Consider the following 24,387-nt stretch of genomic DNA (forward strand, 5'->3'; position numbering starts at 1 on the left):
AGGCAGGAGTAACTCAATGAACACCGAATCCGTTTCCATTCGTCCCGCGCGCCGTGAGGATGTTGCTGCGATCGTGGCGATGCTCGCCGACGATCATCTCGGGAGCGCACGCGAGCGCGTGGAAGACCCGTTGCCTGCGTCCTATTACGAGGCATTCGCGCGGATCGAGCGCGATCAAAATATCCAGCTCGTAGTTGCCGAGAGCGAGGGCAGGGTGGTCGGCTGCCTGCAGCTCGCGATCCTGCCGGGTCTCAGCTCGCAAGGCGGCTTGCGCGGTTTGCTCGAAGACGTCCGCGTTGCTTCCGATTGCCGCAGCCGCGGCATCGGCGAGCAATTGGCGCAATGGGCGATGACGGAAGCGAAAGCGCGCGGCTGCAATCTCGTCGAACTGCTGACGCATCAGACGCGAACAGATGCGCAGCGCTTCTACAAGCGGCTTGGGTTCACGGCGAGTCACGTCGGCATGACTGTCCGCTTTTGACGCAGCACGCCAATGAGCGTTGCGCGATCAGTGAAATCGGATCGCGCATACGTTCATGTTAAGAGCTGATAAACTACCCGTTCGACGTTCACGTGGAACCAGGAACGAACGGTGCTACGCGAGCGTCTGAAACCGGGCTCGGTCGGTTCGGGGATTTCGATGACAAGCTATTCGATGATCAAGGTCGGCAACGACTACGTCGTGCAGGCCAATGACAAATGCATTTTGAAAGTCGGCAGCCGGCGCCGCGCCGCGCAATTGATCAACGATGCCACGGACTTGTTGAACGCGCTGGCCGTGGTCGAATCCCCTAAAATCGCACCGGAGGCGCCATCATTCGCGCGTGAGGTCCCGGAACTTCCTTGACTGGTCTTCCCGATTCCCGTATCAGCCGCGGCGGGACACCTCCCCCCAACGGGAGGCTTACTATCTGGAAGGGTAGACGATGACTGTAGCGAAGCCCGCTTCGCGGCCGAACGTGCCGCATTTTTCCTCCGGCCCCTGCGCCAAGCGCCCCGGATGGAATGCCCAAAACCTCAAGGACGCAGCGCTCGGCCGTTCGCATCGCGCGAAGGTCGGCAAGACCAAGCTCAAGCTCGCGATCGATTTGACGCGCGAGGTGCTCGAAGTGCCCGCCGATTATCGCATCGGCATCGTGCCGGCGTCCGATACCGGCGCGGTCGAGATGGCACTGTGGTCGATGCTGGGTGCGCGGCCCGTCACCACGCTCGCTTGGGAATCCTTCGGCGAGGGCTGGGTCAGCGACATCGTCAAGGAATTGAAGCTCAAGGACGTCACCAAGCTCAACGCGGCTTACGGTGAACTCCCGGATCTCTCCAAGGTCGATCCGAAGTCCGACGTCGTCTTCACCTGGAACGGCACCACCTCGGGCGTGCGCGTGCCGAACGCCGACTGGATCAGCGCGACCCGCGAAGGCCTGACCATTTGCGACGCCACCTCGGCCGCGTTCGCACAACCCCTCGACTGGGCCAAGCTCGACGTCGTCACCTTCTCCTGGCAGAAGGCGCTCGGCGGCGAAGCCGCGCATGGCATGCTGATCCTGTCGCCCCGCGCGGTGGAGCGGCTCGAAACCTACAAGCCGGCCTGGCCGCTTCCGAAGATTTTCCGCATGACCAAGGGCGGCAAGATCAACGAAGGCATTTTCGTCGGCGAGACCATCAACACGCCGTCGATGCTCTGCGTCGAGGATTATCTCGACGCGCTGACCTGGGCCAAGTCGATCGGCGGCCTGAAGGCGCTGATCGCGCGCGCCGACGCCAACACCAAGGTACTCGCCGACTGGAAGGCGAAGACGCCCTGGATCGACTTCCTCGCCAAGAACGCCGCGATCCGCTCCAACACTTCGGTGTGCCTGAAGTTCACCGATCCCGCGATCACCTCGCTCTCCGAGGACGCGCAGGCCGACTTCTCCAAGAAGCTGGTGGCGCTGGTCGAGAAGGAAGGCGCGGGCTACGACTTCGCCTACTACCGCGATGCGCCCGCCGGCCTGCGGATCTGGTGCGGCGCCACCGTCGAGGCCAGCGATGTCGCGCTGCTGACCCAGTGGATCGACTGGGCTTTTGCCGAGACCAAGGCCGCGCTCGCCAAGGCGGCGTAGGTTTCTTTCTTCGCTTCTCCCCGTAAGAACGGGGGGAGGGAGAAGTGCTCCGAGACATTCATCCAATCCGGTCTAAGGCCCTTCCCTTGAGGAAGGCAGAGGACACATTCCCATGACCAAACCCAAAGTTCTCATTTCCGACGCGCTCTCTCCCGCCGCCGTACAGATCTTCAAAGACCGCGGTGTCGAGGTCGACTTCCAGCCCAACCTCGGCAAGGACAAGGACAAGCTCGCCGAGATCATCGGCAATTACGACGGCCTCGCGATCCGCTCGGCGACCAAGGCGACCGCGAAGATCCTCGAGAAGGCGACCAACCTCAAGGTGATCGGCCGCGCCGGCATCGGCGTCGACAACGTCGAGATTCCCGCCGCCACGGCCAAGGGCATCATCGTGATGAACACGCCGTTCGGCAATTCGATCACGACCGCCGAGCACGCCATCACCCTGATGCTGGCGCTGGCGCGCGAGATTCCGCAGGCGGACGCTTCGACCCAGGCCGGCAAATGGGAGAAGAACCGCTTCATGGGCGTCGAGATCACCGGCAAGGTGCTCGGCGTCGTCGGCTGCGGCAACATCGGCTCGATCGTCGCCGACCGCGCGCTCGGCCTGCGCATGAAGGTGATCGCGTTCGATCCGTTCCTGTCGCCGGAACGCGCCAGGGACATCGGCGTTGAGAAGGTCGAGCTCGACGATCTCTTGAAGCGTGCCGACTTCATCACGCTGCACACCCCGCTGACCGAGAAGACCAAGAACATCATCGACGCATCCGCGATCGCCAAGATGAAGAAGGGCGTGCGCCTGATCAACTGCGCCCGCGGCGGCCTCGTCGACGAGCAGGCCGTGGTCGACGCTTTGAATTCCAAGCACATCGCAGGTGCCGCCTTCGACGTCTTTGTCGAGGAGCCCGCCACCGCGAACGTGCTGTTCGGTCATCCCAACGTGATCTGCACGCCGCATCTCGGCGCGTCCACCACCGAGGCGCAGGAGAACGTCGCACTTCAGGTCGCCGAGCAGATGTCGGATTACCTGCTCACCGGCGCGATCTCGAATGCCGTCAACTTCCCCTCGATCACGGCGGAAGAGGCCCCGAAGCTGAAGCCGTTCATCGCGCTCGCCGAAAAGCTCGGCTCGTTCGCCGGACAGCTGACCGAGAGCGGCATCCTCAAGGTGGAGATCACCTATGAGGGCCACGTCGCCGAGATGAAGATCAAGGCGATCACCTCCGCCGTGCTGTCCGGCCTGCTGCGGCCGATGCTGGGCGAGGTCAACGTCGTCTCCGCGCCCGTCGTCGCCAAGGAGCGCGGCATGGTGGTGGACGAGATCGTCCGCGCCGCCCAGAGCGACTATGAAAGCCTGATCACCGTCACGGTCACCACCGAGCGGCAGGAGCGGTCGGTCTCGGGCACGGTCTATGCCGACGGCAAGCCGCGCCTGGTCGACATCAAGGGCATCCGCGTCGACGCTGAATTTGGCAAGTCGATGATCTACGTGACCAACGAGGACAAGCCGGGCTTCATCGGCAAGTTCGCGAGCCTGCTCGGCGATGCCAAGATCAACATCGCGACCTTCCATCTCGGCCGCGTCGCGCCGGGCTCCGATGCCATCGCACTGATCGAGGTCGACGGTGCCGTGCCGGCGGATCTGCTCGCCAAGGTGCAGGCCCTGCCGCAGGTCAAGCAGGTCAAGGCGCTGACGTTCTGATACGCCGACATATTCCGACCCGCGGAACAACGCCGCCCTCTCGCGAGGGCGGCGTTTTTATTTCTCCCGCGACCGCTGGACATTGTGTACCAATGGCGCCGAGAAGACGTCGACCGACGCTCCGTTCAAAATCGTTCGAAAAGGGAGAAAACAATGCGTGAAGCCGTCATCGTTTCCTATGCACGCACGGGCCTCGCGAAATCCGGCCGCGGCGGGTTCAACATCACCCCGCCGATGTCGCTCGCGGCCCACGCCATCCACCACGCGGTCGACCGCGCCGGCGTCGAGAAGGACTATGTCGAGGATTGCTATCTCGGCAATTGCGCTCATGGCGCGCCGAACATCGGCCGCCAGGCCGCGCTGCTGGCAGGAATGCCGAAATCGACCGGGGGCGTCTCGGTGAACCGGTTCTGCTCGTCCGGTCTCCAGACCATCGCGATGGCCGCCAACTCGATTCGTTCGGACGGTTCCGACTGCATCGTCGCAGGCGGCGTCGAGAGCATCTCGATGCCGGGCGGCGGCACGCCGAAGGAATCGATCGATCCCGAGCTGCTCAAGACGGCGCCGGCGATCTTCATGGCGATGATCGACACCGCCGACATCGTCGCCGAGCGCTACAATCTCAGCCGTGAATATCAGGACGAGTATTCGCTGGAATCGCAGCGCCGCATGGCCGCCGCGCAGCAGGCGGGCAAGTTCAAGGACGAGATCGTTCCGATGAAGACCAAGATGAAAGTGGTCGACAAGGCGACCAAAGCGGAGTCGATCGTCGATTACGTCGTCGACCGCGACGAGTGCAACCGGCCCGAGACCACGCTGGAAGGTCTCGCCAAGCTCGAGCCCGTCAGGGGTCCCGGCAAGTTCGTCACGGCGGGCAACGCCAGCCAGCTGTCGGACGGCGCCGCGGCCGTGGTGCTGATGGAAGCCAAGGACGCGGAGAAGCGCGGCCTCAATCCCATGGGCCGCTTCGTCGCCTGGGCGGCGGCGGGTTGCGAGCCGGACGAGATGGGCATCGGCCCGATCTTTGCCGTGCCGAAGCTGTTGAAGCGTCATGGCCTGAAGATCGACGACATCGATCTGTGGGAGCTCAACGAAGCCTTCGCCAGCCAGTGTCTCTATTCGCGCGACAAGCTCGGCATCGATCCCGACAAGTACAACGTCAACGGCGGCTCGATCGCGATCGGCCACCCGTTCGGCATGACCGGTGCACGTCTCACCGGCCATATCCTCCAGGAAGGCAAGCGCCGCAAGGCCAAATGGGGCGTCGTGACCATGTGCATCGGCGGCGGCCAGGGCGGCGCGGGACTGTTCGAGATTTATAGCTGAGACAGACGACAGGACTGCGAAGGGCACGGCGCCGCAAGCGCCGTGCCCTTTTGTTTGGGCGATTTGTGCTTGTGGGCTCTCTCAACGCGGGTCGTCCCGGGCCTTCGCCGGGACGACGATGTGGCGAAGGCTAAGCCTGCGCCAGCGCCGGTGCGAACACCACCTCGATCAGCGAGCCGGAGTTCGCCGCGCTCTTGATGTTGAACCGGGCGCGGTTGGCTTCGACCAGGGCCTTGGTCAGCGACAGGCTCAGCGCCGAACTGTCCTCGGCGTCGCCGGGCGGTGGCGTCCGGAACGGCTCCATCGCGGCGGCGACTTCGCGCTCGGTAAGGCCATGGCCGGTGTCGCGGATCCGAAGTGCGACCTCGCCGCGGTCGGTGAGGGCGGTCGAGACGATGACCTGGCCGCCGGCGCTGGCGAGCCGGATCGAGTTGGAGATCAGGTTCATGGTGATCTGCCGCATCGCGCGCGCATCCGCGCTCACCTGCGGCAGCGCATGGCCGAGCGAGGTGCGGATGATGATGCGCTCGCGATTGGCCTGCGGCTGCATCACGACCACGCAGGCCTCGACCAGATCGTTGAGGTTGAGGTTGGCGAAGGTGAGGTCGAGCTTGCCGGTCTCGATCCGCGACAGCTCGAGCAGGTCGTCGATGATGGCGATGACGCGCTCGCCGGAGGCGCGGATGTCCTTCATGTACTCGCCGTAGCGCTCGTTGCCGAGCGTGCCGAAGCGTTCCGAAATCATCACCTCCGAAAAGCCGATGATGGCGTTGAGCGGCGTGCGGATCTCGTGGCTGATCCGCGCCAGCATGTCGGCCTTGGCATTGGCCGCGCCGTCGACCAGGCGTCGCGCCTGCGTCAGCTCGCTCTCGCCCTGCTTGCTCTGCGAGAGATCGCGGAACACGGCGAAGAAGTTCGGGCCGTCGGGCCGGGTGCGGCCCATGATCATCGCGAGCGGAATGACGCCGCCCTTCTTCTCGCGCCCCAGCACCTCGCGGCCGTGGTCGAGCAGGCTCGCGATGTCCTGGCTCTTGAGGTTTTCCAGATAGTCGATGACGACATGCTGGCTCTCCGGCGCGAACAGCGTCACCAGATTCTGCTGCATCAGCGTCTCGCCGTCATAGCCGAACAGCGCCTCGGCGCTGCGGTTGCAGGCGTGGATGTTGCCTTCGGCATCGAACATCACGATGCCCTCGGCCGTGGTGTCGAGGATCGCGGCGAGATCTTCCGCGTCCGCCTCGCCGACGTCGGGCTCGGGCGGGAAGGTCTCGGGGACAATGGTCTCTGCGATCACGGTCTCCGCAACGACGGGCGCAGCGGGTGCTGCTTGCGGCAGCGCGCAGATCAGCGCGTGCGCGCTCTCGCCGTCCCAGTCGATCGCGTGCAGATGCGCTTCGGTGGTCGGCAGCGGCGCCTCGCCATTGGCGAGCGTCGCGCTGATCGTGACAGGCGTGCCTGCTTGCGACGTGCTGCTGGCCGCGGAGACACCCGGCTCGACATAGAGCGCATCGAGCCCGCCGGCGTTCTCCAGGGCGCTCAGGCTGGCATAGCCCATGCGCGCGAGAAACGCGGGGTTGGCGTAGAGCAGGCGGTCGAGCCGGTAGATCAGGATGCCTGATGGCAGCAGGTCGAGCAGCGCGCGGTCGCGCGGGCTGTGGCCGTGCGCCGGCGGCGCGGGCGCGCTCAGCCATTCGGCTGGCGTGTGCGGCGTCTCAGACTTGGGCTCGGGCTCCGGCGTCGGCGCTTCGGGCGTGATCTCGGCATCCGGCGGTTCAGCCGATGCCGCGATGGTTTCCTTGTCGCGTTCGAGCCGCTCGGACAATTGCCGGGCAAGCTCGTTGAACGCACTGTTCTCGACCGGCGTCAGCGTCGGCGATCGCGTGTCGCCGGGCGCGCGGAACGGCAGGACATTGGGAGGCGTTTCCACTGGCGTTTCCGGATCGGTTGGATGTGAATTCGCGTCGGTTGCGGGTTCGGGCAGTTCAGCTTCAGGCTCAGGCTCAGGTGCGGGCGGCTCGATCGGCGGAGGCGGCGCCTCTGGCTCGGGTTCGACCATATCGGCGGACAGGCTTTGCGGCGCCTGCGGTTCGGCCAGCAGCTCAAAACGCCTGAGCGCATCGAGCCGGTTGAGGCCATCGAGATCGCGGCAGACGCCAAATCCCCTGAAGCCCGCGAAATTGCGCTCGCCGTCATAAACCGGAAGTCCGGCAAGCTCGACCGGCAGATGCTCGCCGCAATCGACCGGCCAGTTCACGGTGATCCCGGCCCAGGTGTCCTTGCTCGCAAGCGCCTGCGCCACGCGGCTTTCAGGGTCGAGCGCGAATGCGTCGGCGATCTCGTGCCAGGGGCGGTCGAAGCCGGCGGCCGTGCGCGGGCCGATCAGGCGGATGAATTCGTCGGACAGAAGCACAAAGCGGCCCTCTGCATCCACCTTCCAGAGGAAGCGCAGCGGATGCTGACGCGGTGCGGGCGGCTCTTCGTGGCCCGACGGCGGCTCGACCATGCCTGTTACGGTCGGCGCGGCCTGCGGCGACACCATGGCTTCGGCCGAGTTTTCAACCGGAGTTTCTGGCGCGGCCTCGGCCGCTTGCTCGACGGCTTGCTGGATCGAGACGATCTCCGTCACCGGCTCGCGCGCGGGCGGTTCGTGCGCAATCGCCCCGGTGGCTTCCGGCGCGTCCTCGGCAAAGGCGTCGAACAGCGCGATTTCGGATGGCGCATCGTGCGACGGCGCGGCTTGCACATGCTCCGGCACGGCGGCGGGAGCAGGGGGCGGCGCAGGCTCAGGCTGAGCGATGTCTTCGCGCGCCGTGTCTTCAGCAGCCTCGGGTTCGACGTCCACGCTCGCAGCCGCCGCCTGCTGCACCGCAGGCTCGATCAGCGCGACCAGCCCGACATCGGCCCCACTGCCGACCCGCTGCAGCACCATCTGGCCGATGCCGATCGGCGTCTCGGCGCGACCCTGGCGAAGCGCGTCGCTGCGCGCCCGGTCGAGGCCGGCTTCGCCGAGATCGCGGAAGCCGAGCAGGGTGCGGGCCGTTTCGCTGGCGCCGACGAACAGGCCATCGGGCGCGAACGCCGCCATCGGCGTCTTGGCGCCGTCGACGAGACGAAGCAGGCGCTCGACCAGCGGCATGGTGCGCAAGCCCGGGTCCATCGCGGTAACGAGCACAGCGCGGCCGCCATCGGCGAAGTCCAGCCGGGCACAGGCGCAGGTCATCAGCGTGCCGAGCCGCGCGCCGAAGCCGCGCAGCCGTTCGAGCCGGATCGCGCCGTTCGCAGGCAGCCGGCCGGCAAGCCGGATGATCTGGCGGCGGTGGCTGTCGGCGGGGCCGAAAATCTTCTCCGCCAGCGCCGTGGCATTGGCCGCGCCGAACAGTCTTGCCCCGACCGGATTGGCCCAGAGCACGCGCGTGCCGTCGATCGACCAGAGCCAGGCGGGCAGCGGCGAGGTCGCGTGCACGGCCAGCCGGGGATCGCCCACGCCTCGCAACTGGAAATCCGAACTCGTCATCCGACCGGCTTCGCGTCCCGCTTGTGCGCATGGCTGCCGGGAATGGCAGCCTTAAGAAAGGGTTAGTATCGCCCGCAGCCGCGGGCAGGTCCACGTCCCAAGCCTAGGCGCCAAGGCCTAAAGCCGCGATAACCTTAATGTCCCCGACCCCGCAAGGCGTGCCAGCGCTGCATCCGCAGGATTCGCGCGTGGCAAATGGTCAGTCGCATCAACCCGAACTCGCGCCCCACCCAAGCTGCGTTCCCTCCCCCCTTGTGGGGGAGGGCTAGGGAGAGAGGTAAGCCCAGCAAAAGGTGTCAGTCGTAGCCCCGAGGCCCAGAGCGCGACGGACAGAATCCCCGTGTGGCACCCCCCTCCCTGACCCTCCTCCACAAGGGGGAGGGAACGGAGAGAGCGCTGCTGGCCGTCGCAAACCCCCTCAACCACCGGTTCCCCTGCCCGGGAACCTCATCCTCCCCGAGATTAAATTTTGCAATGCACCCTCCAAACCCGTTGCGTTGCACAATGTTGACATTTTAGGCAGCCATGGTCCCCGCGCTGGGCGAGCCATCATTCGTTTCGTGTTTCCAGTCTTCGCACCCGTCACCCGGTTGGCCGGCGGGCGCGCCTGAAGGCTCACTCCGTTTTTTCATTAGTGTGAGGGACAAACCATGACAGGTGCGACTGATCCGTTTTCTGCCTCGATCATTCCGTTCGAGGTCCCCGAGCAGATGCGTGCGTTCGCCGAAAAGGGCGTGTCGCAGGCCCGCGAGAACTACGCCAAGTTCAAGGACGCCGCCGAGACCCACAACGGCACCGTCGAGGCCGTGTTCTCTTCCGCCCACAAGGGCGTGAGCGAATACACCGCCAAGCTGATGGAGTTCGCGAAGGCCAACACCAAGGCCCATCTCGACTTCACCCAGGAGCTGTTCAGCGTGAAGGCGCCGCAGGATGCGTTCGCGCTGTGGACCAACCATTCCAAGGCGCAGCTCGAGACCTTCCAGGCCCAGGCCCGGGAGCTCGCCGAGATCGCCCAGCGCGCTGCCACCGCGGCCGCCGAGCCGATCAAGGCCTCCGCCGCAAAGCTCTACCCCGCCGCCTGATCCGGCGCGGCCGTCTCAATTAAGAAACCCGGGCCTAGAGCCCGGGTTTTGCTTTGGAAATAACCTCGTTCGCGGGACGTTTTGAGGGTGTTGCGGCCTTGCCAAAAACGCCCGTTGCACCTAGTTTCCGCCCCGTCCAGCCCCCCTCGGTGACCGGCCCTATCAAGGGCGCCCCTCGGGCGGCTCGCAAGGATGCAGTTGTAGCTCAGTTGGTTAGAGCGCCTGTCTGTGGAACAGGAGGTCGGTGGTTCGAGCCCACCCAACTGTACCAATGATTCCAACGAACTAGAAGCAGTCACGGTCTGTTCGGATCGCTTTGGGAAGCGATTTTAGGTCGCGCGCACATCCTACATCACCGATCGCCCTACGACTCACGGTAGGATCATCGAGGAGTTGCGCGCATGGGTCCCATTTCCCTTTTTGATAAGTCATTCTTGCAATCCATCAGTCTAGATGAGGCGGTTTGGTTCGATCGATTCTTTTTGCCGGTCGCGTGCCCGATCTTCTTCGTCGAAACGCTGGCCGATCTCGGTAAGGACGCATCCAAGCGGGGGTCCGCCGAATTCTCGGTTGTGAAAGACATCGCTCAAAAGTTTCCTGAAATGGGCGGTTCGCCGTGCGCTTTCCATGTGGACATCGCGACGCAAGATTTGCTTGGCAATCACACACCGTTGGATGGTCGCATCCCTCGATCGGGTGGCCGCCCCGTGCAGAAGGGCGTCGTCTACGAGCTCGGACCAGAAGAACGCGCGTTCAATCGCTGGCAGAAGGGCGAGTTTTTCGATGTTGAGAGGATTGCGGCTGCGGATTGGCGTAAATCACTTTCTGAACTCGATCTCAACAAGGTCGCGAGCGAACTGCGTTCAACCGGCGTCAATGGAAAATCGTGCAAGTCGTTGAATCAAGCACGTGACATGGCGCTGGCGGTAGTCTCGGAGAAGGCGAACGCAATGTCCGTTCTTGCTCTCTCCGCCGCTTTTCTGCACGTGCCACAACATCTTCATCGACCCATAATCGACGCTTGGAAGCGGGACGGGCGACGTCCGTTGAATGTCTATGCGCCCTACGCGGCACACGTTGTTGCCGTAGAGGTGTTTTTTCAGTTCGCGCTCGCTGCGCATCTTATCGACAGCAACAGACCGTCAAACCGTACGGATATCGCCTATCTATTCTATCTTCCTTTCTGCACGCTGTTTATATCTTCCGACAATCTGCATCGCCGAACTGCAGGGCTCTTCATGCGAGACGATCAGGAATTCGTTTGGGGCGTGGACCTCAAGGCAAGTCTTAAGGCTGTGAACTCGCACTTTTTAAAGCTTCCCGAGGGTGTCCGAGAGCAGGGAGTGATGAGCTTCGCGCACGCCCCTCCCGATGGCAACATCGTGGCGGAGCTTTGGGATAGGCATCTGCGTCCAGGCATTCGGACCGAGGTCAAGGAGCCAAGAGAGCCAGATGCGGAGCGTGACGCAGAGCTCGTTAAGCGACTCAAAGAATTCAGCAAACAGCCGACGTTGCCATCTCATCAGGCGACGCACGAAGATGACATGGAGATGATGCCTATCGCGCATTCGGTCCGTCGCAAGCGGGGCAGTTGGTGGCAGGTCCCGAAAAATATGCCGGATCCGGAAGACAACGGATAACTGTAGGAATTACGGTGACAGTGCGGAGTTACGGTGACAGTGCAACTCCGCCTTCGATCTGTCGAGCGTGCCTCCGTTGGCGCCCGGCAACATGATTTGGTGCAGCGTTACCGAAATCACGGAGCTACCTTCCCACTATCCATATTCATTACGTTCTTTGGAATTCCGGCTTGCGTCGCAACCAGACGCCACTTTCTTCTGAATTCGGCCGGGGACCACGGCAATCCATTTGTGTCGCAAATAACTAGCGGGCCCCGATCAGGAAGTTGAGCCCGACTCAGCCTGTCTACAGTGGTATCGGCATAAACAGCCAGCTCCTCCATAATCATCGGGGCACCCTTCAAATCAAATCTGCGCTCCCGCCCGCGCCTGTCGACGGAATGCAGGATGATTTCTTCATCTATATCGGACCAAAGCAAACCTCCCTGCCAGCTTTGTTCGAGCCCCTCGACTGTGCGCCGTACGCACCCCGCGCCGGCTTGCCCAGTGGGTAACCATTCTCCTATGACGGCCTTCTGGTTCAGTCGCAGCTCGAATTGAAAGGCTTGAGCGAGGGCGATCGAATACCAGCCGAAATGTTCGCGTGCACTGGTTCGGACTAGTTCCGCCTGCTCAGGTGACAATGCGGTGCTGCGTGCAGTAGATCTCTCGAATTGCATTTCACTCAATGCATTAGACAGTCGGCGGCATTCTCCGTCTTCAAGAATAATTGCGCCGAAGCGAAATATCACCCGTAGTCGACTGATCAGTGAATGAGCCTTGGCGATCTTACCATTACCAAGCCAGGCCTCATGCCATGCTAACAGGTCGCGAGAACGAATCTTCTTCAAGGAGCAAGTCCCGTGTTCACGCGTGATCTGCGACAGTAGACGTTCGTGCCTTAAGCGCACGCCGTGGCTCAACTTGAGAAAAGAAGATTGCCGATCAGTGCGGTAAGATTCGGTCAGTTCACTTAGTGTGTTCATCATCTGGATGCTCAAGTTCTAAAATAGACTGATAGAACAACTGCGATGATAACGGTCGCCGCAAGAATTCCAAGAACGCCTTCAGCGCGGATTTGAGTACCAAAAAACGTTATGTCGAGTCGTTGCGGATGCCGCATGATGTTTCCTCAATGGGTGTGGGAGTCGAGCGATGCGTCTGATTGGCGGCATTGTTCGGCTGACACGCAACGAAGATTGACGATGAAAATGAATGACAGCAAATTCAATTACTTATGACCACCCGCACACTTGCGCACTCTATGCAGGAGAGCGCTGAAGCACTTCTTGTTCATTTGCTATACTGGTACTGCTTTGAGAAACCTGCAGAATCACCGCGCGGCTTTATTCGCAAGCTGATTTAGTAGCTGACGTTCAGCTACACGCCGCATTCGACCATGTGATAAGTCAATGAGTTAGGATCATGCACGCTCTCTACCGTAGAGCGCGGATGACTGACCAAGCCGGGCGAAAAACATCGTGAGTTTCTTCGAGCGTCTGAAGACAGCAGCATCCGTTGAGTGGCGGGCCTACACCGAGCATCCCTTTACGAGCGGATTGGCAGACGGCTCGCTTCCCGAAGCGGCGTTTCGTCACTACCTCGTTCAGGACTATTTGTTCCTCATCGAGTTTGCTCGCGCCTACGCGCTCGCGGTCTACAAGTCGCCAAAACTCGCCGACATGCGTGAAGCAGCGGCCGGACTTTCGGCCATCCTTGACGTCGAGATGAACCTCCATGTGAAGCTCTGTGCCGATTGGGGTCTGTCCCCGGCCGATCTTGAACAGGCGCCTCCGGCGGCCGAGATGCTGGCCTATACACGCTACGTGCTCGACGCGGGAATGCGCGGCGATCTGCTGGCTCTCAAGGTGGCGCTCGCCCCCTGCGTGATCGGGTACGCGGAGATCGCGACGCGGCTCGCCTCGCTCCCCCTCGCGGACGCTGCGACGAACGCCTACCGCGTCTGGATCGCCGAGTACGCGGGCGCGCCGTACCAGGAGGTCGCTGCCAGAGCGCGGGCGCACATGGAGCATCTCGCCGATCTCTACGCCACGCCGGCCCGCGAGGCGGAGCTGATTGCGATCTTCAAGGAAGCCACCCGACTCGAGGCAGACTTCTGGGAGATGGCCTGGCGCGCGGGCCAGCGTGTTCAATAGCTCTTTCAGGCATTGTCTGAGCTTCCCGGCATGAGGTCGCGAGAGCACCGCCGCGCTTGAATCCGGCAGCCCATGTGCTTAAATGCCACTTGGCTGTATTTTTCAGGCATTTGGCATTACGGCGGACCAATGGCAAAGAACGAGCGGACTGGCAAAGGCGTTGGTTCAACTTCCCGCGGGCTTCGTGCCCCCGGCTCGCTGACCAACAAACAGATCAAGACGATCGCGGCGGCAGCCCTGACCCAGCGACCTGACCGCAAGCCATCATCGAAGCCGACGCACAAATCTCCTCCCGACAAATCGCGCGGGGGGGCGGCAATTGAACGCTTGTTCGCCTCCGAGCAGGACCACACCTATCAACCGCAAGCCGGCGCCATTGTCGTGCAGGGGCATTTCGATGCGGTCACGGGGCTCTCCACCGTCACCGACGCGCCTTCGCTCGGGCTGGGCAGGGGCGGGACGGATGAATCGCAGCCGTCGGCCGAGCTGTTCAATGTCGTTATCGACGCCAACAGCCTGTTTCGCATCGAACCTGCCGCGCTCAAGCGCCTCGCCAATTACAGCGACGACGAAATTCACGCGCTTGTCGTGCCGAAGCGCACACTGGCGCGGCGGCTGTCGGAGGGCGAGCCGCTGACGGTCGAGGAGACCGACAAAGCCGTGCGGCTGGCGCGGGTTGACCGATTGGCCGCCAACGTGTTCGGCGAGCCTGCGAAGGCGCACCGCTGGTTGCGCAAGCCCAAGAAGTTGCTTCGCGGGGAAACGCCACTTGCTTACCTCGCGACGGAGGCGGGCGCGCGCGTCGTCGAAGAGATGCTGCACCGGATCGATCACGCCATCCTTGCGTAAGGATTTGGCGTGAGGATCTGGCGGATCTCCAACTTCGACGATCTGTCTGGCGTGGGCGGCCTCAAGGCCGACGGCCGCTGGCATGATCGCGGCCGGCACGCGGTCTACGCAGCGGATCATCCGGCGTCGGCACTGCTCGAAGTGATGGTGCATCTGGAAATCGATTTCGAGGACCTGCCGACGAGCTACCAACTGCTCGGCATCGACGTGCCGGACGACCTCGCCGTCGAGACGGTGAGCCGGGCCGACATCGAGAGCATATCGCCGGATTGGGCTGACGATCCCAGGGTGAGCCGCGACGTGTTGCGGACCTGGTTCACTGAGGTGCGCACGGCGATGGTGTCCGTGCCATCGGTCATCGTGCCATTCGCGCAAAACTACCTCATCAATCCCAGGCACAAGGACGCGGCGCGCATCCGCGTGGCGCATGTCGCGCGCTATCCCCATGACCTCAGGCTGTTCGGCCAGTGGCCGGCCAACGCTACCTAACCCCCACCGCCACCCACACCACCACCGGCAACGTCACCGCCGCCAGCAGCGTCCCCAGCGCCACCGCGCCCGATACCGGGTTCACCAGCCGCTGGTACTGCACCGCGAAGATGTATGCATTCGCGCCGGTCGGCATGGCCGCGAACAGCACGACGACGCCGGCTGCGAGCGGCGGCAGGTCGAGCAGCTTTGCCAGCACGAAGGCGGCCGCCGGCATCGCCAGCAGTTTGAGCGCGCTCATGGCGAGGATGCCGAGCTTCTCGCCCTTGACCTCGAAACGAAAGAGATTGATGCCGAGCGCGATCAGGGCAGCGGGCGATCCCGCCTGGGCCAAGAGCTCGACGGTCCTGTCGACGACGGGATGCAGGCCGAGGCCGGTGAGGCGCCAGACGAGGCCGAAGCCGATCGCGAGCATGATCGGGTTGCGGGCGAGATCGCGCAGCACCGGCAGGATCAGCGATGCGGCCGACGCGGTCTGCTTGCGGTCGACCAGCTCCATCTGCAGCGTGCCGCAGAGCCAGAGCAACGGCGTGTTCACCGACAAGATCAGCGCCATCGGGCCTGCGGCCTCATTGCCCAGCGCCGAGAGCGTGAGGGGAATGCCGAGCATCACGATGTTGCCGTAGACCGATCCGATCGCGAACACGACGCCGTCCTCGCGATCCTCGCGCCGTTGCCGCAGCAGCGCCGAGAGGATGAGCGCGGCGATCCAGGTCAGCGCGAGCGCGCCATAGTAGGCGCCCCACATCCGCCACGGGCTGACGCCGGAAAATTCCGAGACGACGATGGTGCGGAACAGCAGCGCGGGAATCGCGATGCTGAAGGCGAACTCGCTGATGCCCTTGTGCGCGGTCTCGGAGACGAAGCGAAACAGCACCGCGGCATAGCCGGCCGCGATCAGCGCGAACACCGGCGCGACGATCAGCACGGTGGCCATGCGCCGCTACGACCCCATCTCGATGATCCTGCGCGCCATCCGAACATTGGCATAGTCGATCATCTTGCCGTCGAGTGTCACCGCGCCCTGGCCCTGCGCCTCGGCCTGCTCCATGGCCTCGACGACCCGCCGCGCGTGCGCCAGTTCGGTGTCGGACGGGACGAACGCCCGCAGCGTCGGTTCGATCTGGTCGGGATGGATCACCTGCTTGCCGTCAAAGCCCATCGCGGCGGCCTTGAGCGCGCTGCTTTCCGTCAGTCTGGCATCGCGGAACGCGCCGCACGGACCGTCGATGGCGCGCAGGCCAAACGCGCGCGCGGCCACCAGCAGGCGCATCATCGGATAGGCGAACAGGTCGAGCGGAGCGGAGGCATAGCCGCTCTGGGCGGAGCCCACGTGCCGGTAGCCGTCCGGCGAGGCGCCGATTTCCGAAGAGCGGGCGCCGATCGAGGCGGCGAAATCGCCGACACCGAGATGAAGGGCGGCGACGCTTTGGTGCGCGGCGGCGAGCGCGTCGACATTGACGAGACCAAGCGCGGTCTCGATCAGCAGTTCGAGGGCCACAGGCGAGGGGCGACCAGGCGCGGCCGCGCGCAGCTGATCGGCAATGGCGGCGATGTCGCTCGCGCGCTCCGCCTTCGGCACGATCACCGAATCCAGCCTGGGGAGCGCTGCGAGCTTGCGGATTTCCTGCGCGATGAAGGGGCTGTCGACGGCGTTGATCCTGACGGCGACGACCTTGTTTGCCCAATCCAGCGAGGACAACGCTTCCGCGGCTTCCTCCAGCGCCGCGCTCTTCTCGGATGGCGGCACGGCATCTTCGAGGTCCATGAACACCGCGTCCGCAGCCGAGGCAGCGGCCTTGGCGACGAGACGGGAGCGATGTGCGGGAACGGCCAGATAGACCCGCGTCGGCCGCTGAGGGGCCATCGTCATGTCTCCTTTGCGAGACCGAACTCGCTGAGGATAGATTGGTTGTGCTGGCCGACGTCAGGCACCGGATCCATCCGGGGCGACAGGCCGGGAATGGTGAGAGCCGGCAGGAAGCTCATCACCGGGCCGCAACGAGTGCCCACCGTTTGCACCCGGGATCGGGCGCGGAGCTGCTCGTGCTCCAGGAACGCCTCGACCGAATTCAGATGTGCGTTGGCGATCGAGGCCTCGTCGAGCAGCCGCAGCACCTCGTCACTGGTCATCGCCGCAAAACGCTGCTCGATATGGACCTGCAGATCGTCCCTGTTCTGCATGCGCAGCGGATTGGTGCGGAAGCGGGGATGGTCGGCAAAGGCGGCCTCGCCAAGCACAATGGCGCACAGCGATCGCCATTCCCGGTCGTTCTGGATGCCGAAGAAGATCGTGTTGCCGTCGCCGACGCGGAAAGGGCCATACGGCGCTATCGTTGCATGCCTTGCCCCGGTTCGCGGCAGCGGGCGGCCCGTACTCTGCGTGTAGAAGGCGGGATAGCTCATCCAGTCCGTAATGGAATCGAACAGCGAGGCCTGGAAGGCGGTGCCCTTGCCGGTGCGCTCGCGGCGATACAGCGCCATCAGCACGCCGTTGAGGATGTACATGCCGGTGGCGATATCGACCACGGAAAGTCCGACCTTGGCGGGCTCCGCCTCGGTGCCGTTGATGGCGAGGACGCCGGCCTCGCACTGCACCAAGAGATCGTAAGCCTTCTTGTTGCTGTAGGGTCCGCCCGTACCATAGCCCGAAACGTCGCAGGCGATGATCCGGGGATACTTCCGCAGCAGCGATGCGGCATCGAGGCCCAGCCGCTCCGCCGCGCCGGGCGCCAGGTTCTGGATGAAGACGTCGGCCTGCGGCAGCAGGGCGTCGAGCACCTCCTGGCCTTCAGGACTTTTGATGTCGATGGCGAGGCTCTCCTTCGACCTGTTGGTCCAGACGAACTGGCTCGACATCCCGTTCATCACATGATCGTAGTCGCGGCAAAAATCGCCATCGCCCGGCCGCTCGATCTTGATGACCCGCGCGCCCCAATCCGCAAGATGCCGGCTGGCAAGAGGAGCCGCGATCGCCTGCTCGAGCGAGACCACCGTCACGCCCGACAGCGGCAGCTCCGCCTCATGTCGCTCCATGCAATCGTCTCCGCTCCCGCTCACGCTTTTGTCCAGCGCAGGAGACAAGCCGACCAGCCCACGCACGTTCTGTGATGATGGCATCATGCTCCTGTTTTGCCCGACGAGTCAAATCCAATTTCGTAAAATCCGCAAATCGCGATCCGCAAAGTTCAATTGCCACATGGACTTGGCTACTGTGCATGGGGTTGTTTTCGCGTTTTTTGTTTTATAGGCCCTGTTGCCGAGACCGCACACGTCGCGGCTTTCGCATCTCGCCTCGGTTGCCAACGAACGACCGTTCACCCACTATCGCCTCCGACTCGACATTTGGGGGGATCGATGCCGGCGTTCCGCTTTAAGAAATCTTTCGCTGCTGCGATCACGGGGATCGCCCTGGCCGTCCTGATCCACCCGGGTGAAGGCTTTGCCTACTCCCAGGAGGAGCAGCAGGCCTGCACCCCTGATGCGATGCGGCTGTGCGGCGAGTTCGTTCCGAACGTCGACGCCATCACCGCCTGCATGATCCAGAAGAAGTCGCAGCTCTCGCCGCAGTGCCGGGTGTTCTTCCGGCCGGGGCCGGAGCCGGGCATGGCGGCCGCGCCCCGCGCCGGCAAGCCGACCAGCATCGCGCCCAAGAGCTCGGCCCGGACGGCGAAGAAGAGCACCAAGCCGGCCAAGAAGAAGAAATCCAGCGAAGGCTGAACGCGGACACCGCGTTCCCTCTTTGAAACTCGATCATGCCCGGGCCAAAGCGCGCAGTGCGTTTGAAGTCCCGGGCATTTGCGTGTCCGGCTCCTCGTTCGCTGTCCCCTTGAGTCAAACCGACCAGGGCATCAGCCCCACACCAGCCACCGGACTCCTTTTGTTCGCCTCCGATTGCGGACGCTTGCGACAAGGCGGGATGGAAACGGTTAGCGAAGCGGATTGCGCGGCGAGGTTGCATTCCGCTTCGTCCCGCGGCGCTGCTCAAAAAACGCACGATTGCTGGCGTGAAGCGGTCGTCGCACGCAGCAGTGTGACTCAAAAGCCAACGCGCTTTGTTATTTCATGGCGTCAGCATAACTTATGATAAATTTTTCTTTCCCGAATCACCGCGGTGATTCATTTTCGCCGCCTGGGGTCAATGTGGAGGCAGAGGTATGAACGTTATTGTTTTTGCATCGCGTAAAGGTGGCTCAGGCAAGAGTACGCTGGCCGCGCATCTCGCCGCGCAGATCAAGGCGACCAAGCCGATCCTGCTCGTCGATGCGGATCCGCAAGGCTCGCTCACGCTGTGGCACAAGCTGCGTGGCACCAACGAACCGCCGATCAAGTCCGCGGTGAACTCGGTCAGCGGCATCGTCTCCGCTGCCAAGCGCGACGGTTATGAATGGGTGTTGATCGACACGCCGCCGAACCTCTCGGCCGTCGTCGACGACGCCATCCGCAATGCCACCATGGTGGTGATCCCCGCCCGTCCCGGCGTGTTCGACGTCAACGCGGTGCAGGAAACCATCCAGATGTGCCGTGCGGCGCGCAAGCCCTACGCGGTCGTGCTCAACGGTGCGCCGGCGCGCCGCGACGAGTCCGAAAGCCCGATCGTCACCATTGCCCGCGAGGCACTGGCGAAGTTCCGTGCTCCGGTGTGGGGCGGCCAGATCACCAACCGTTCGGATCTGCTGATGGCGCTGAGCCACGGCGAGGGCGCGCGGGAATATCAGGCCGAGAGTCGTGCGGCTCAGGAAATCGCAAGGCTGTGGGCGGCAATCGAACGTTCGGTGAAGGCTATTCGCGGCACGGCGTCGGCGTCCGGCGCAATGCACAAGCAGGCGGCGTAATTTTTCATAAATCATTCCCCGGACGAAAAACGCGCGGACATCCGCGCGTTTTGCGTTTCTGGAGATCGCTGTGGAGGCTATGCCACCATCAGCATGTAGAACACGATCACCGGCGACAAAGTGAGGATCACCGACCAGATGCCGGCGGCCCAGAGAATGTCCTCGGTGGTGAAGCCCTGCTGTCCAGCGTCGTAATGCGACGCCATCTCGTTATGACTATTCACAAACGCCCCCGCGATTTCTTCGCTTATGGGCATGAACGCTACACGGGATGATTTAAAAATCCGGGTCGCAGTTTCGCGCGCTTTCGAACACAAGTGCTACCACGGGTTAACCATCCGGACCTGCACCGGCATCACGCCAGCCAGACTCGAAACACCAGCACCGGCATCAGGCCGAGCATCACCGCCCAGAAGCCGAACGACGACACCACCAGAATTCCCCGCATGAAATCAGCCGACGCGAACATGTCTGCGGCCGTCGGGCGGATGCGCTGCCCCATGATCATTCCCCCATTTGAAAAGACTTTGAATGAAGACGATAGGCGCGATTGCGTAAACGAGCCGTGGATGCGCCATGCGGCAGCAGCGAAGGCCGTTGGCGCGCGGTTAACCAAGCACTCCGCTCTCTCACTCCCTCTCCCCGTTCTTACGGGGAGAGGGTGGGGTGAGGGGCTATCAGCTACGCCGCGACTTGCGTCCGCCGTTCGATCTCGCGGTCGAGCTGGACGGCGAGTTCGCTGCCGATCTCGACCATCGGCAGGCGCACTTCGGGGCTGTCGATCAGGCCCGTGCGCCACAGCCAGTATTTTGCCGGTGCGGGACTGGGCTCGGTGAACAACAGCCGCGTCAGGTCCGCGACCTCCTGCCAGCGCGCCAGCGCCGCATCGTGATTGCCGCGCTTCAGCTCGGCATGGACAGCCGCAAATGTCGCGGTCTCGAGATGGGCTGACAGCACGATGCCGCCGTCGGCGCCGTCGCTGAGCGCCTCGAAATAATTCGCATCCTCGCCGGTCAGCACGCGAAAGTCCGCAGGGCGGTCGCGCAGCAGCGCGATGGATTGCTCGCGGCTCGCGCCGCAATCCTTCAGGCCGATGATGTTCGGATGCCCGGCAAGCCGCAGCAGCGTCTGGTTGGTGATGTTGACCGAGGTGCGATAGGGGATGTTGTAGAGCGCGAGCGGCCAGGCGGCGTGATCGGCGAGCGCTTCGAAATGCGCCAGCAACCCACGCTGCGACGGCCGCACATAATACGGGCTCGCGATCAGATAACCGTCGATCGGCCAGTCCGCGGTCGCGTCGAGACGCTCCTTCAGCCGCGAGGTGTCCGCGCCTGAGAGTCCGAGGCAGATCGGAAGCTTGCTGTGGGCGGTGGCCAGCTCGTCGCGCACGATGGCGACGAGGCGTTCGAGCTCGGCGTCGCGCAGCGTCATGCCTTCACCGGAGGTCGCTCCCAGGATGAAGCCGTCGACAGCCTGTCCGCTGTAATGCCGTGTCAACCGGCGCAGCGACCTCTCGTCGAGGGCGCCGTCGCGAAACGGCGTCACCAGCGGCAGCCAGAGCCCGTGCAATTGTTCCTGTAGTCCGGTCATGTTCCATCTCCTTCTCGGGAAAAGTCCTGAGACGAGGGCACATGAAAAAACCCCGTCCAGGCGGCGGGGTTTTCGAAGTTTCGGCTCGCGATGACGAAGGCTGTGTTAGCGCGTGCAAAAATCCTAGGTCCCCAGATGGGGGCCTTTTTTCGAGGCGATTGCCTGCGACGAGCTTACGCACGACTTCGTGATCATTTGCAAATCATGCGGGGTAAGCATGGAACTGTCAATACACGTGGAGGGCGAAGGCCGAATCCGCCAAAAAAAAGCCGGGCTCGATCGAGCCCGGCTTAAGGTATTGGCCACGTGAGGCCGACACAATCACCTTCCAAGAGGGATTACTGAACTCCCGCGCCACTGGAGGAGGGGGACAAATGCGCAACGCGAAGGCTCAGCGTGAAAAGATTATGGGCTAGCTTCGCGCCATGCATCAAGCGTCCAAGCCGCATGTCAGACATGCGGAAATCAGGACGGCCAGCGCTGCGCCTTGCTCACCACGAAGTCGCGGAACACTTGCACGCGCGCGACCGTCTTCAGCTCTTCCGGATAAACAAAATACGTATCGAGCTGGATCGAATCCGATTCGCCGAACAGCTGCACGAGGCGGCTCTGTTCTTCGATCAGATAGTCCGGCAGCGCGGCGATGCCGAGGCCCTGCTGACAGGCGCGGACGAGGCCGAGAATGTTGTTGACCCTGAAATAGGCTTCGCGCGGACCCGAGCCGTTGCGCCCGGCTTCGACCAGCCAGTTGCGGTTCTGAAGATGCGGCGCGAAGTTGCCGTCGGAGAGCGTGATGATGCGATGGGAGTCGAGCTCCTCCAGCGTGCGCGGCGTGCCGAAGCGCTTGATGTAATCGGGCGAGCAATAGGCGTGGAAGCCCATCGCGAACAGCTTGCGCTGGATGAGATCCGGCTGCGTAGGCTTGCGGGTGCGGATCGCGACGTCGGCCTCGCGCATGGAGAGATCAAGCTCCTCGTCGGTGACGATCAGCGAGATCCGGATTTCCGGATAGAGCGCGGTGAATTCGCCGAGCCTGGGGATCAGCCAGTTGATGCCGACGCCGGGGGTAGTGGTGATCTTGAGATCGCCGCTCGGCCGCTCGCGGCTGTCGGTCAGTTTGGCGCGCGCCGCCTGCAGCTGCATGAACACGTCATGCGCGGTGCGGAACAGGAGGTCGCCCTGTTCGGTGAGGATCAGGCCGCGGGCGTGGCGGTGGAACAGCGAGACCGAGAGCTCCTGCTCCAGTGCCGAGACCTGGCGTGACACCGCTGATTGCGACAGGCCGAGCTGCTCGCCCGCGTGCGTGAAGCTGCCCGCTTCCGCCGCGGCGTGAAACACCTTCAGCTTGTCCCAGTCCATATCCGTAAATCCGTCGCGTGTTCTTGCCATGATGTCTATTCCGCTGCCGCGCGCTCGCTGGCGCGCAGGGCCAAAAATCGTTCCGCCTCGAGCGCTGCCATGCAGCCGAGGCCGGCCGCCGTGACCGCTTGACGATAGGTCTCGTCGGCGACGTCGCCGGCGGCGAACAGGCCGGGGACCGAGGTGGCGGTCGAGTTCGGGGCGACCTCGACATAGCCCGACGGTTTCAGCTTGATCTGGCCGGCCACGAGCTCGGTCGCCGGGGCATGCCCGATGGCGACGAAGACGCCGTCGGTCGGCACATCGGTCAAGGCGCCGGTCTTGACGTTCTTCAGTCGCACATGGGTGACCTTGTTCGGGTTCTCGGTGCCGCAGATCTCGTCGACGGCTGAGTCCCAGACCACCTTGATCTTCGGGTGCTTGAACAGACGCTCCTGCAGGATGCGTTCGGCGCGGAAGTGATCGCGACGATGCACGATGGTGACCTGCGAGGCATGGTTGGTGAGGTACAGGGCTTCCTCGACCGCGGTATTGCCGCCGCCGACCACCACGACTTCCTTGTTGCGATAGAAAAAGCCGTCACAGGTGGCACAGGCCGACACGCCGCCGCCCTGGAATTTCGCTTCGGACGGCAGCCCGAGCCAGCGCGCCTGGGCGCCGGTGGCGAGGATCACGGTGTCGGCGAGATAGACGTCACCGCTATCGCAGGTCAGGCGAAAGGGGCGCTGCGAGGTGTCGAGCTTGGTCACCAGATCGGTCTTGATCTGGGTGCCCACATGCAGCGCCTGCTTCTCCATCTGCTCCATCAGCCAGGGGCCCTGGATCACGTCGGCGAAACCGGGATAGTTCTCGACGTCGGTGGTGATGGTCAGCTGGCCGCCCGCCTGGATGCCCTGGATCAGGATCGGCTCGAGCATCGCGCGCGCGGCGTAGATCGCCGCCGTGTAGCCGGCGGGGCCGGAGCCGATGATGACGACCTTTGCATGGACAGCGGCGGACATTTCGACAGATGCCTTTCACGGGGGACTGCAGCGCGGGCGCGGAACGTGCCGGGAGGCCTCGCGGAGGCGCTGAAATATCAGAGGTAATCTAAGCCTTCTGGTGAGCTATGCAAGAATTGCATTCCCTGTCGGCGGATTTTTCCAACAGGGAACAAAAGTCGATTGCGCTGCACGCGCAATAAAATTGCGCCGAGTGCGCGGTCTGCGCTATGAGGATTGCGACAGACCCACCAATACCGCCGCAAAGGCCAGGAGTTCCAATCACGTGTCGCGGAACCTAGACGAGATCGACCTGAAAATTCTCACCGAGATTCAGGCCGACGGTCGAATCACGAATGTCGAGCTGGCCAAGCGGGTCGGCATTTCGCCCCCGCCCTGCCTGCGCCGAGTCCGGGCGCTGGAGGAGGAGGGGTATATCCACGGCTACCGCGGGCTTCTGGACGCACGCAAGCTCGGCTTCGACGTCACGGTATTTGCCGCAGTGCACCTCTCCAGCCAGGCCGAGGCGGATTTACGCGCCTTCGAGGAGTTCGTCCGCGCCGAGCCGCTGGTGCGCGAGTGCTGGATGTTGTCCGGCGAGGTCGATTTCATCCTGAAATGCGTCGCGCCCGACATGGCCACCTTCCAGGATTTCGTCACCCATTTGACTGCCGCTCCACACGTCCGCAACGTGCGAACCTCGCTGGTGCTGCACAATTCGAAATACGAGGCGGCCGTGCCGCTGGACGTGAGGGGACGAAGGTAGCGCCTCCTCCGTCACTGCCGG

Annotated in this window: 23 protein-coding genes and 1 tRNA gene; 14 read left to right on the forward strand and 10 right to left on the reverse strand. The window is 63.4% G+C overall.

What is annotated here, in order from left to right:
• Positions 1–16: 16 nt before the first annotated feature.
• The 5 genes from AC0L3K_RS23900 to AC0L3K_RS23920 all read left to right on the forward strand — a co-directional run bounded on the left by AC0L3K_RS23900 (position 17) and on the right by AC0L3K_RS23920 (position 5,127).
• A complete protein-coding gene (locus AC0L3K_RS23900; RefSeq protein WP_473367010.1) occupies positions 17–481 on the forward strand; it encodes a GNAT family N-acetyltransferase in 465 nt (154 codons plus the stop codon).
• 174 nt (positions 482–655) lie between these two features.
• On the forward strand, positions 656–847 hold the full coding sequence (locus AC0L3K_RS23905) for a hypothetical protein (protein WP_246649176.1): 192 nt from the start codon (positions 656–658) through the stop codon (positions 845–847).
• Positions 848–926: 79 nt separating this feature from the next.
• Positions 927–2,099 (forward strand): phosphoserine transaminase, encoded by a 1,173-nt coding sequence (locus tag AC0L3K_RS23910; RefSeq protein WP_473367011.1) that lies wholly within the window; start codon positions 927–929, stop codon positions 2,097–2,099.
• 112 nt (positions 2,100–2,211) lie between these two features.
• A complete protein-coding gene (serA, locus tag AC0L3K_RS23915; RefSeq protein ID WP_204512347.1) occupies positions 2,212–3,801 on the forward strand; it encodes a phosphoglycerate dehydrogenase in 1,590 nt (529 codons plus the stop codon).
• 153 nt (positions 3,802–3,954) lie between these two features.
• The gene (locus tag AC0L3K_RS23920; protein WP_275172497.1) at positions 3,955–5,127 is read left to right on the forward strand and encodes a thiolase family protein; all 1,173 of its coding nucleotides are present in this window, start codon (positions 3,955–3,957) and stop codon (positions 5,125–5,127) included.
• A gap of 130 nt (positions 5,128–5,257) precedes the next feature.
• On the opposite strand, the gene AC0L3K_RS23925 is transcribed toward AC0L3K_RS23920, so the two are convergent.
• Positions 5,258–8,641 carry a PAS domain-containing protein gene (locus tag AC0L3K_RS23925; protein ID WP_473367012.1) on the reverse strand — a complete coding sequence of 1,128 codons (3,384 nt, stop codon included), beginning with the start codon at positions 8,639–8,641 and terminating at the stop codon, positions 5,258–5,260.
• Between the two features lie 650 nt (positions 8,642–9,291).
• Here AC0L3K_RS23925 and AC0L3K_RS23930 point away from each other — a divergent pair.
• The 3 genes from AC0L3K_RS23930 (at position 9,292) to AC0L3K_RS23940 (ending at position 11,363) form a co-directional block, all read left to right on the forward strand.
• On the forward strand, positions 9,292–9,723 hold the full coding sequence (locus AC0L3K_RS23930; protein WP_007596705.1) for a phasin: 432 nt from the start codon (positions 9,292–9,294) through the stop codon (positions 9,721–9,723).
• A gap of 194 nt (positions 9,724–9,917) precedes the next feature.
• A tRNA-His gene (locus AC0L3K_RS23935) sits at positions 9,918–9,994 on the forward strand.
• Positions 9,995–10,124: 130 nt separating this feature from the next.
• On the forward strand, positions 10,125–11,363 hold the full coding sequence (locus tag AC0L3K_RS23940) for a hypothetical protein (protein WP_473367013.1): 1,239 nt from the start codon (positions 10,125–10,127) through the stop codon (positions 11,361–11,363).
• A 116-nt stretch (positions 11,364–11,479) separates the two neighbouring features.
• On the opposite strand, the gene AC0L3K_RS23945 is transcribed toward AC0L3K_RS23940, so the two are convergent.
• Positions 11,480–12,331 carry a hypothetical protein gene (locus AC0L3K_RS23945; RefSeq protein ID WP_473367014.1) on the reverse strand — a complete coding sequence of 284 codons (852 nt, stop codon included), beginning with the start codon at positions 12,329–12,331 and terminating at the stop codon, positions 11,480–11,482.
• A 492-nt stretch (positions 12,332–12,823) separates the two neighbouring features.
• On the opposite strand from AC0L3K_RS23945, the gene tenA reads away from it, so the two are divergent.
• The 3 genes from tenA (at position 12,824) to AC0L3K_RS23960 (ending at position 14,836) form a co-directional block, all read left to right on the forward strand.
• Complete coding sequence (gene tenA / locus AC0L3K_RS23950; protein ID WP_473367015.1) at positions 12,824–13,498, forward strand: thiaminase II; 675 nt, start codon at positions 12,824–12,826, stop codon at positions 13,496–13,498.
• A gap of 129 nt (positions 13,499–13,627) precedes the next feature.
• Positions 13,628–14,347, forward strand: a complete 720-nt coding sequence (gene parS, locus AC0L3K_RS23955; protein WP_473367016.1) for a type II RES/Xre toxin-antitoxin system antitoxin — start codon at positions 13,628–13,630, stop codon at positions 14,345–14,347.
• 9 nt (positions 14,348–14,356) lie between these two features.
• On the forward strand, positions 14,357–14,836 hold the full coding sequence (locus AC0L3K_RS23960) for an RES family NAD+ phosphorylase (protein WP_219683703.1): 480 nt from the start codon (positions 14,357–14,359) through the stop codon (positions 14,834–14,836).
• Here AC0L3K_RS23960 and AC0L3K_RS23965 read toward each other — a convergent pair.
• From AC0L3K_RS23965 to AC0L3K_RS23975, 3 genes are read right to left on the reverse strand one after another with little or no spacing between them, the layout of a single operon-like run.
• Positions 14,829–15,773: an AEC family transporter gene (locus AC0L3K_RS23965; RefSeq protein WP_473367017.1), complete on the reverse strand. Its 945-nt coding sequence runs from the start codon at positions 15,771–15,773 to the stop codon at positions 14,829–14,831. The genes AC0L3K_RS23960 and AC0L3K_RS23965 overlap by 8 nt on opposite strands.
• Positions 15,774–15,779: 6 nt before the next feature.
• Positions 15,780–16,709 (reverse strand): HpcH/HpaI aldolase/citrate lyase family protein, encoded by a 930-nt coding sequence (locus AC0L3K_RS23970; RefSeq protein ID WP_473367018.1) that lies wholly within the window; start codon positions 16,707–16,709, stop codon positions 15,780–15,782.
• The gene (locus AC0L3K_RS23975; protein ID WP_473367019.1) at positions 16,706–17,872 is read right to left on the reverse strand and encodes a CaiB/BaiF CoA transferase family protein; all 1,167 of its coding nucleotides are present in this window, start codon (positions 17,870–17,872) and stop codon (positions 16,706–16,708) included. Before AC0L3K_RS23975 ends, AC0L3K_RS23970 begins: the two co-directional genes overlap by 4 nt.
• 321 nt (positions 17,873–18,193) lie before the next feature.
• On the opposite strand from AC0L3K_RS23975, the gene AC0L3K_RS23980 reads away from it, so the two are divergent.
• Complete coding sequence (locus AC0L3K_RS23980) at positions 18,194–18,556, forward strand: hypothetical protein (RefSeq protein WP_007596686.1); 363 nt, start codon at positions 18,194–18,196, stop codon at positions 18,554–18,556.
• Between the two features lie 437 nt (positions 18,557–18,993).
• A complete protein-coding gene (locus AC0L3K_RS23985) occupies positions 18,994–19,671 on the forward strand; it encodes a ParA family protein (protein WP_007596685.1) in 678 nt (225 codons plus the stop codon).
• Between the two features lie 77 nt (positions 19,672–19,748).
• On the opposite strand, the gene AC0L3K_RS23990 is transcribed toward AC0L3K_RS23985, so the two are convergent.
• From AC0L3K_RS23990 to trxB, 5 genes are all read right to left on the reverse strand, one after another.
• Complete coding sequence (locus AC0L3K_RS23990; protein WP_007596684.1) at positions 19,749–19,928, reverse strand: hypothetical protein; 180 nt, start codon at positions 19,926–19,928, stop codon at positions 19,749–19,751.
• Between the two features lie 98 nt (positions 19,929–20,026).
• Positions 20,027–20,173, reverse strand: a complete 147-nt coding sequence (locus AC0L3K_RS23995; RefSeq protein WP_473255684.1) for a hypothetical protein — start codon at positions 20,171–20,173, stop codon at positions 20,027–20,029.
• 179 nt (positions 20,174–20,352) lie between these two features.
• Complete coding sequence (locus tag AC0L3K_RS24000; RefSeq protein WP_473367020.1) at positions 20,353–21,261, reverse strand: 4-hydroxy-tetrahydrodipicolinate synthase family protein; 909 nt, start codon at positions 21,259–21,261, stop codon at positions 20,353–20,355.
• Positions 21,262–21,726: 465 nt separating this feature from the next.
• Complete coding sequence (locus AC0L3K_RS24005) at positions 21,727–22,650, reverse strand: LysR family transcriptional regulator (RefSeq protein ID WP_007614700.1); 924 nt, start codon at positions 22,648–22,650, stop codon at positions 21,727–21,729.
• Positions 22,651–22,655: 5 nt separating this feature from the next.
• Positions 22,656–23,621, reverse strand: coding sequence for a thioredoxin-disulfide reductase (gene trxB / locus AC0L3K_RS24010; protein ID WP_007596678.1), 966 nt, complete (start codon positions 23,619–23,621; stop codon positions 22,656–22,658).
• Positions 23,622–23,886: 265 nt separating this feature from the next.
• On the opposite strand from trxB, the gene AC0L3K_RS24015 reads away from it, so the two are divergent.
• Entirely contained in the window at positions 23,887–24,366 is a 480-nt protein-coding gene (locus AC0L3K_RS24015) for an Lrp/AsnC family transcriptional regulator (protein ID WP_007596676.1), read from the forward strand.
• Positions 24,367–24,387: the final 21 nt, after the last annotated feature.

This window comes from Bradyrhizobium sp. MI1.10, assembly GCF_055811035.1.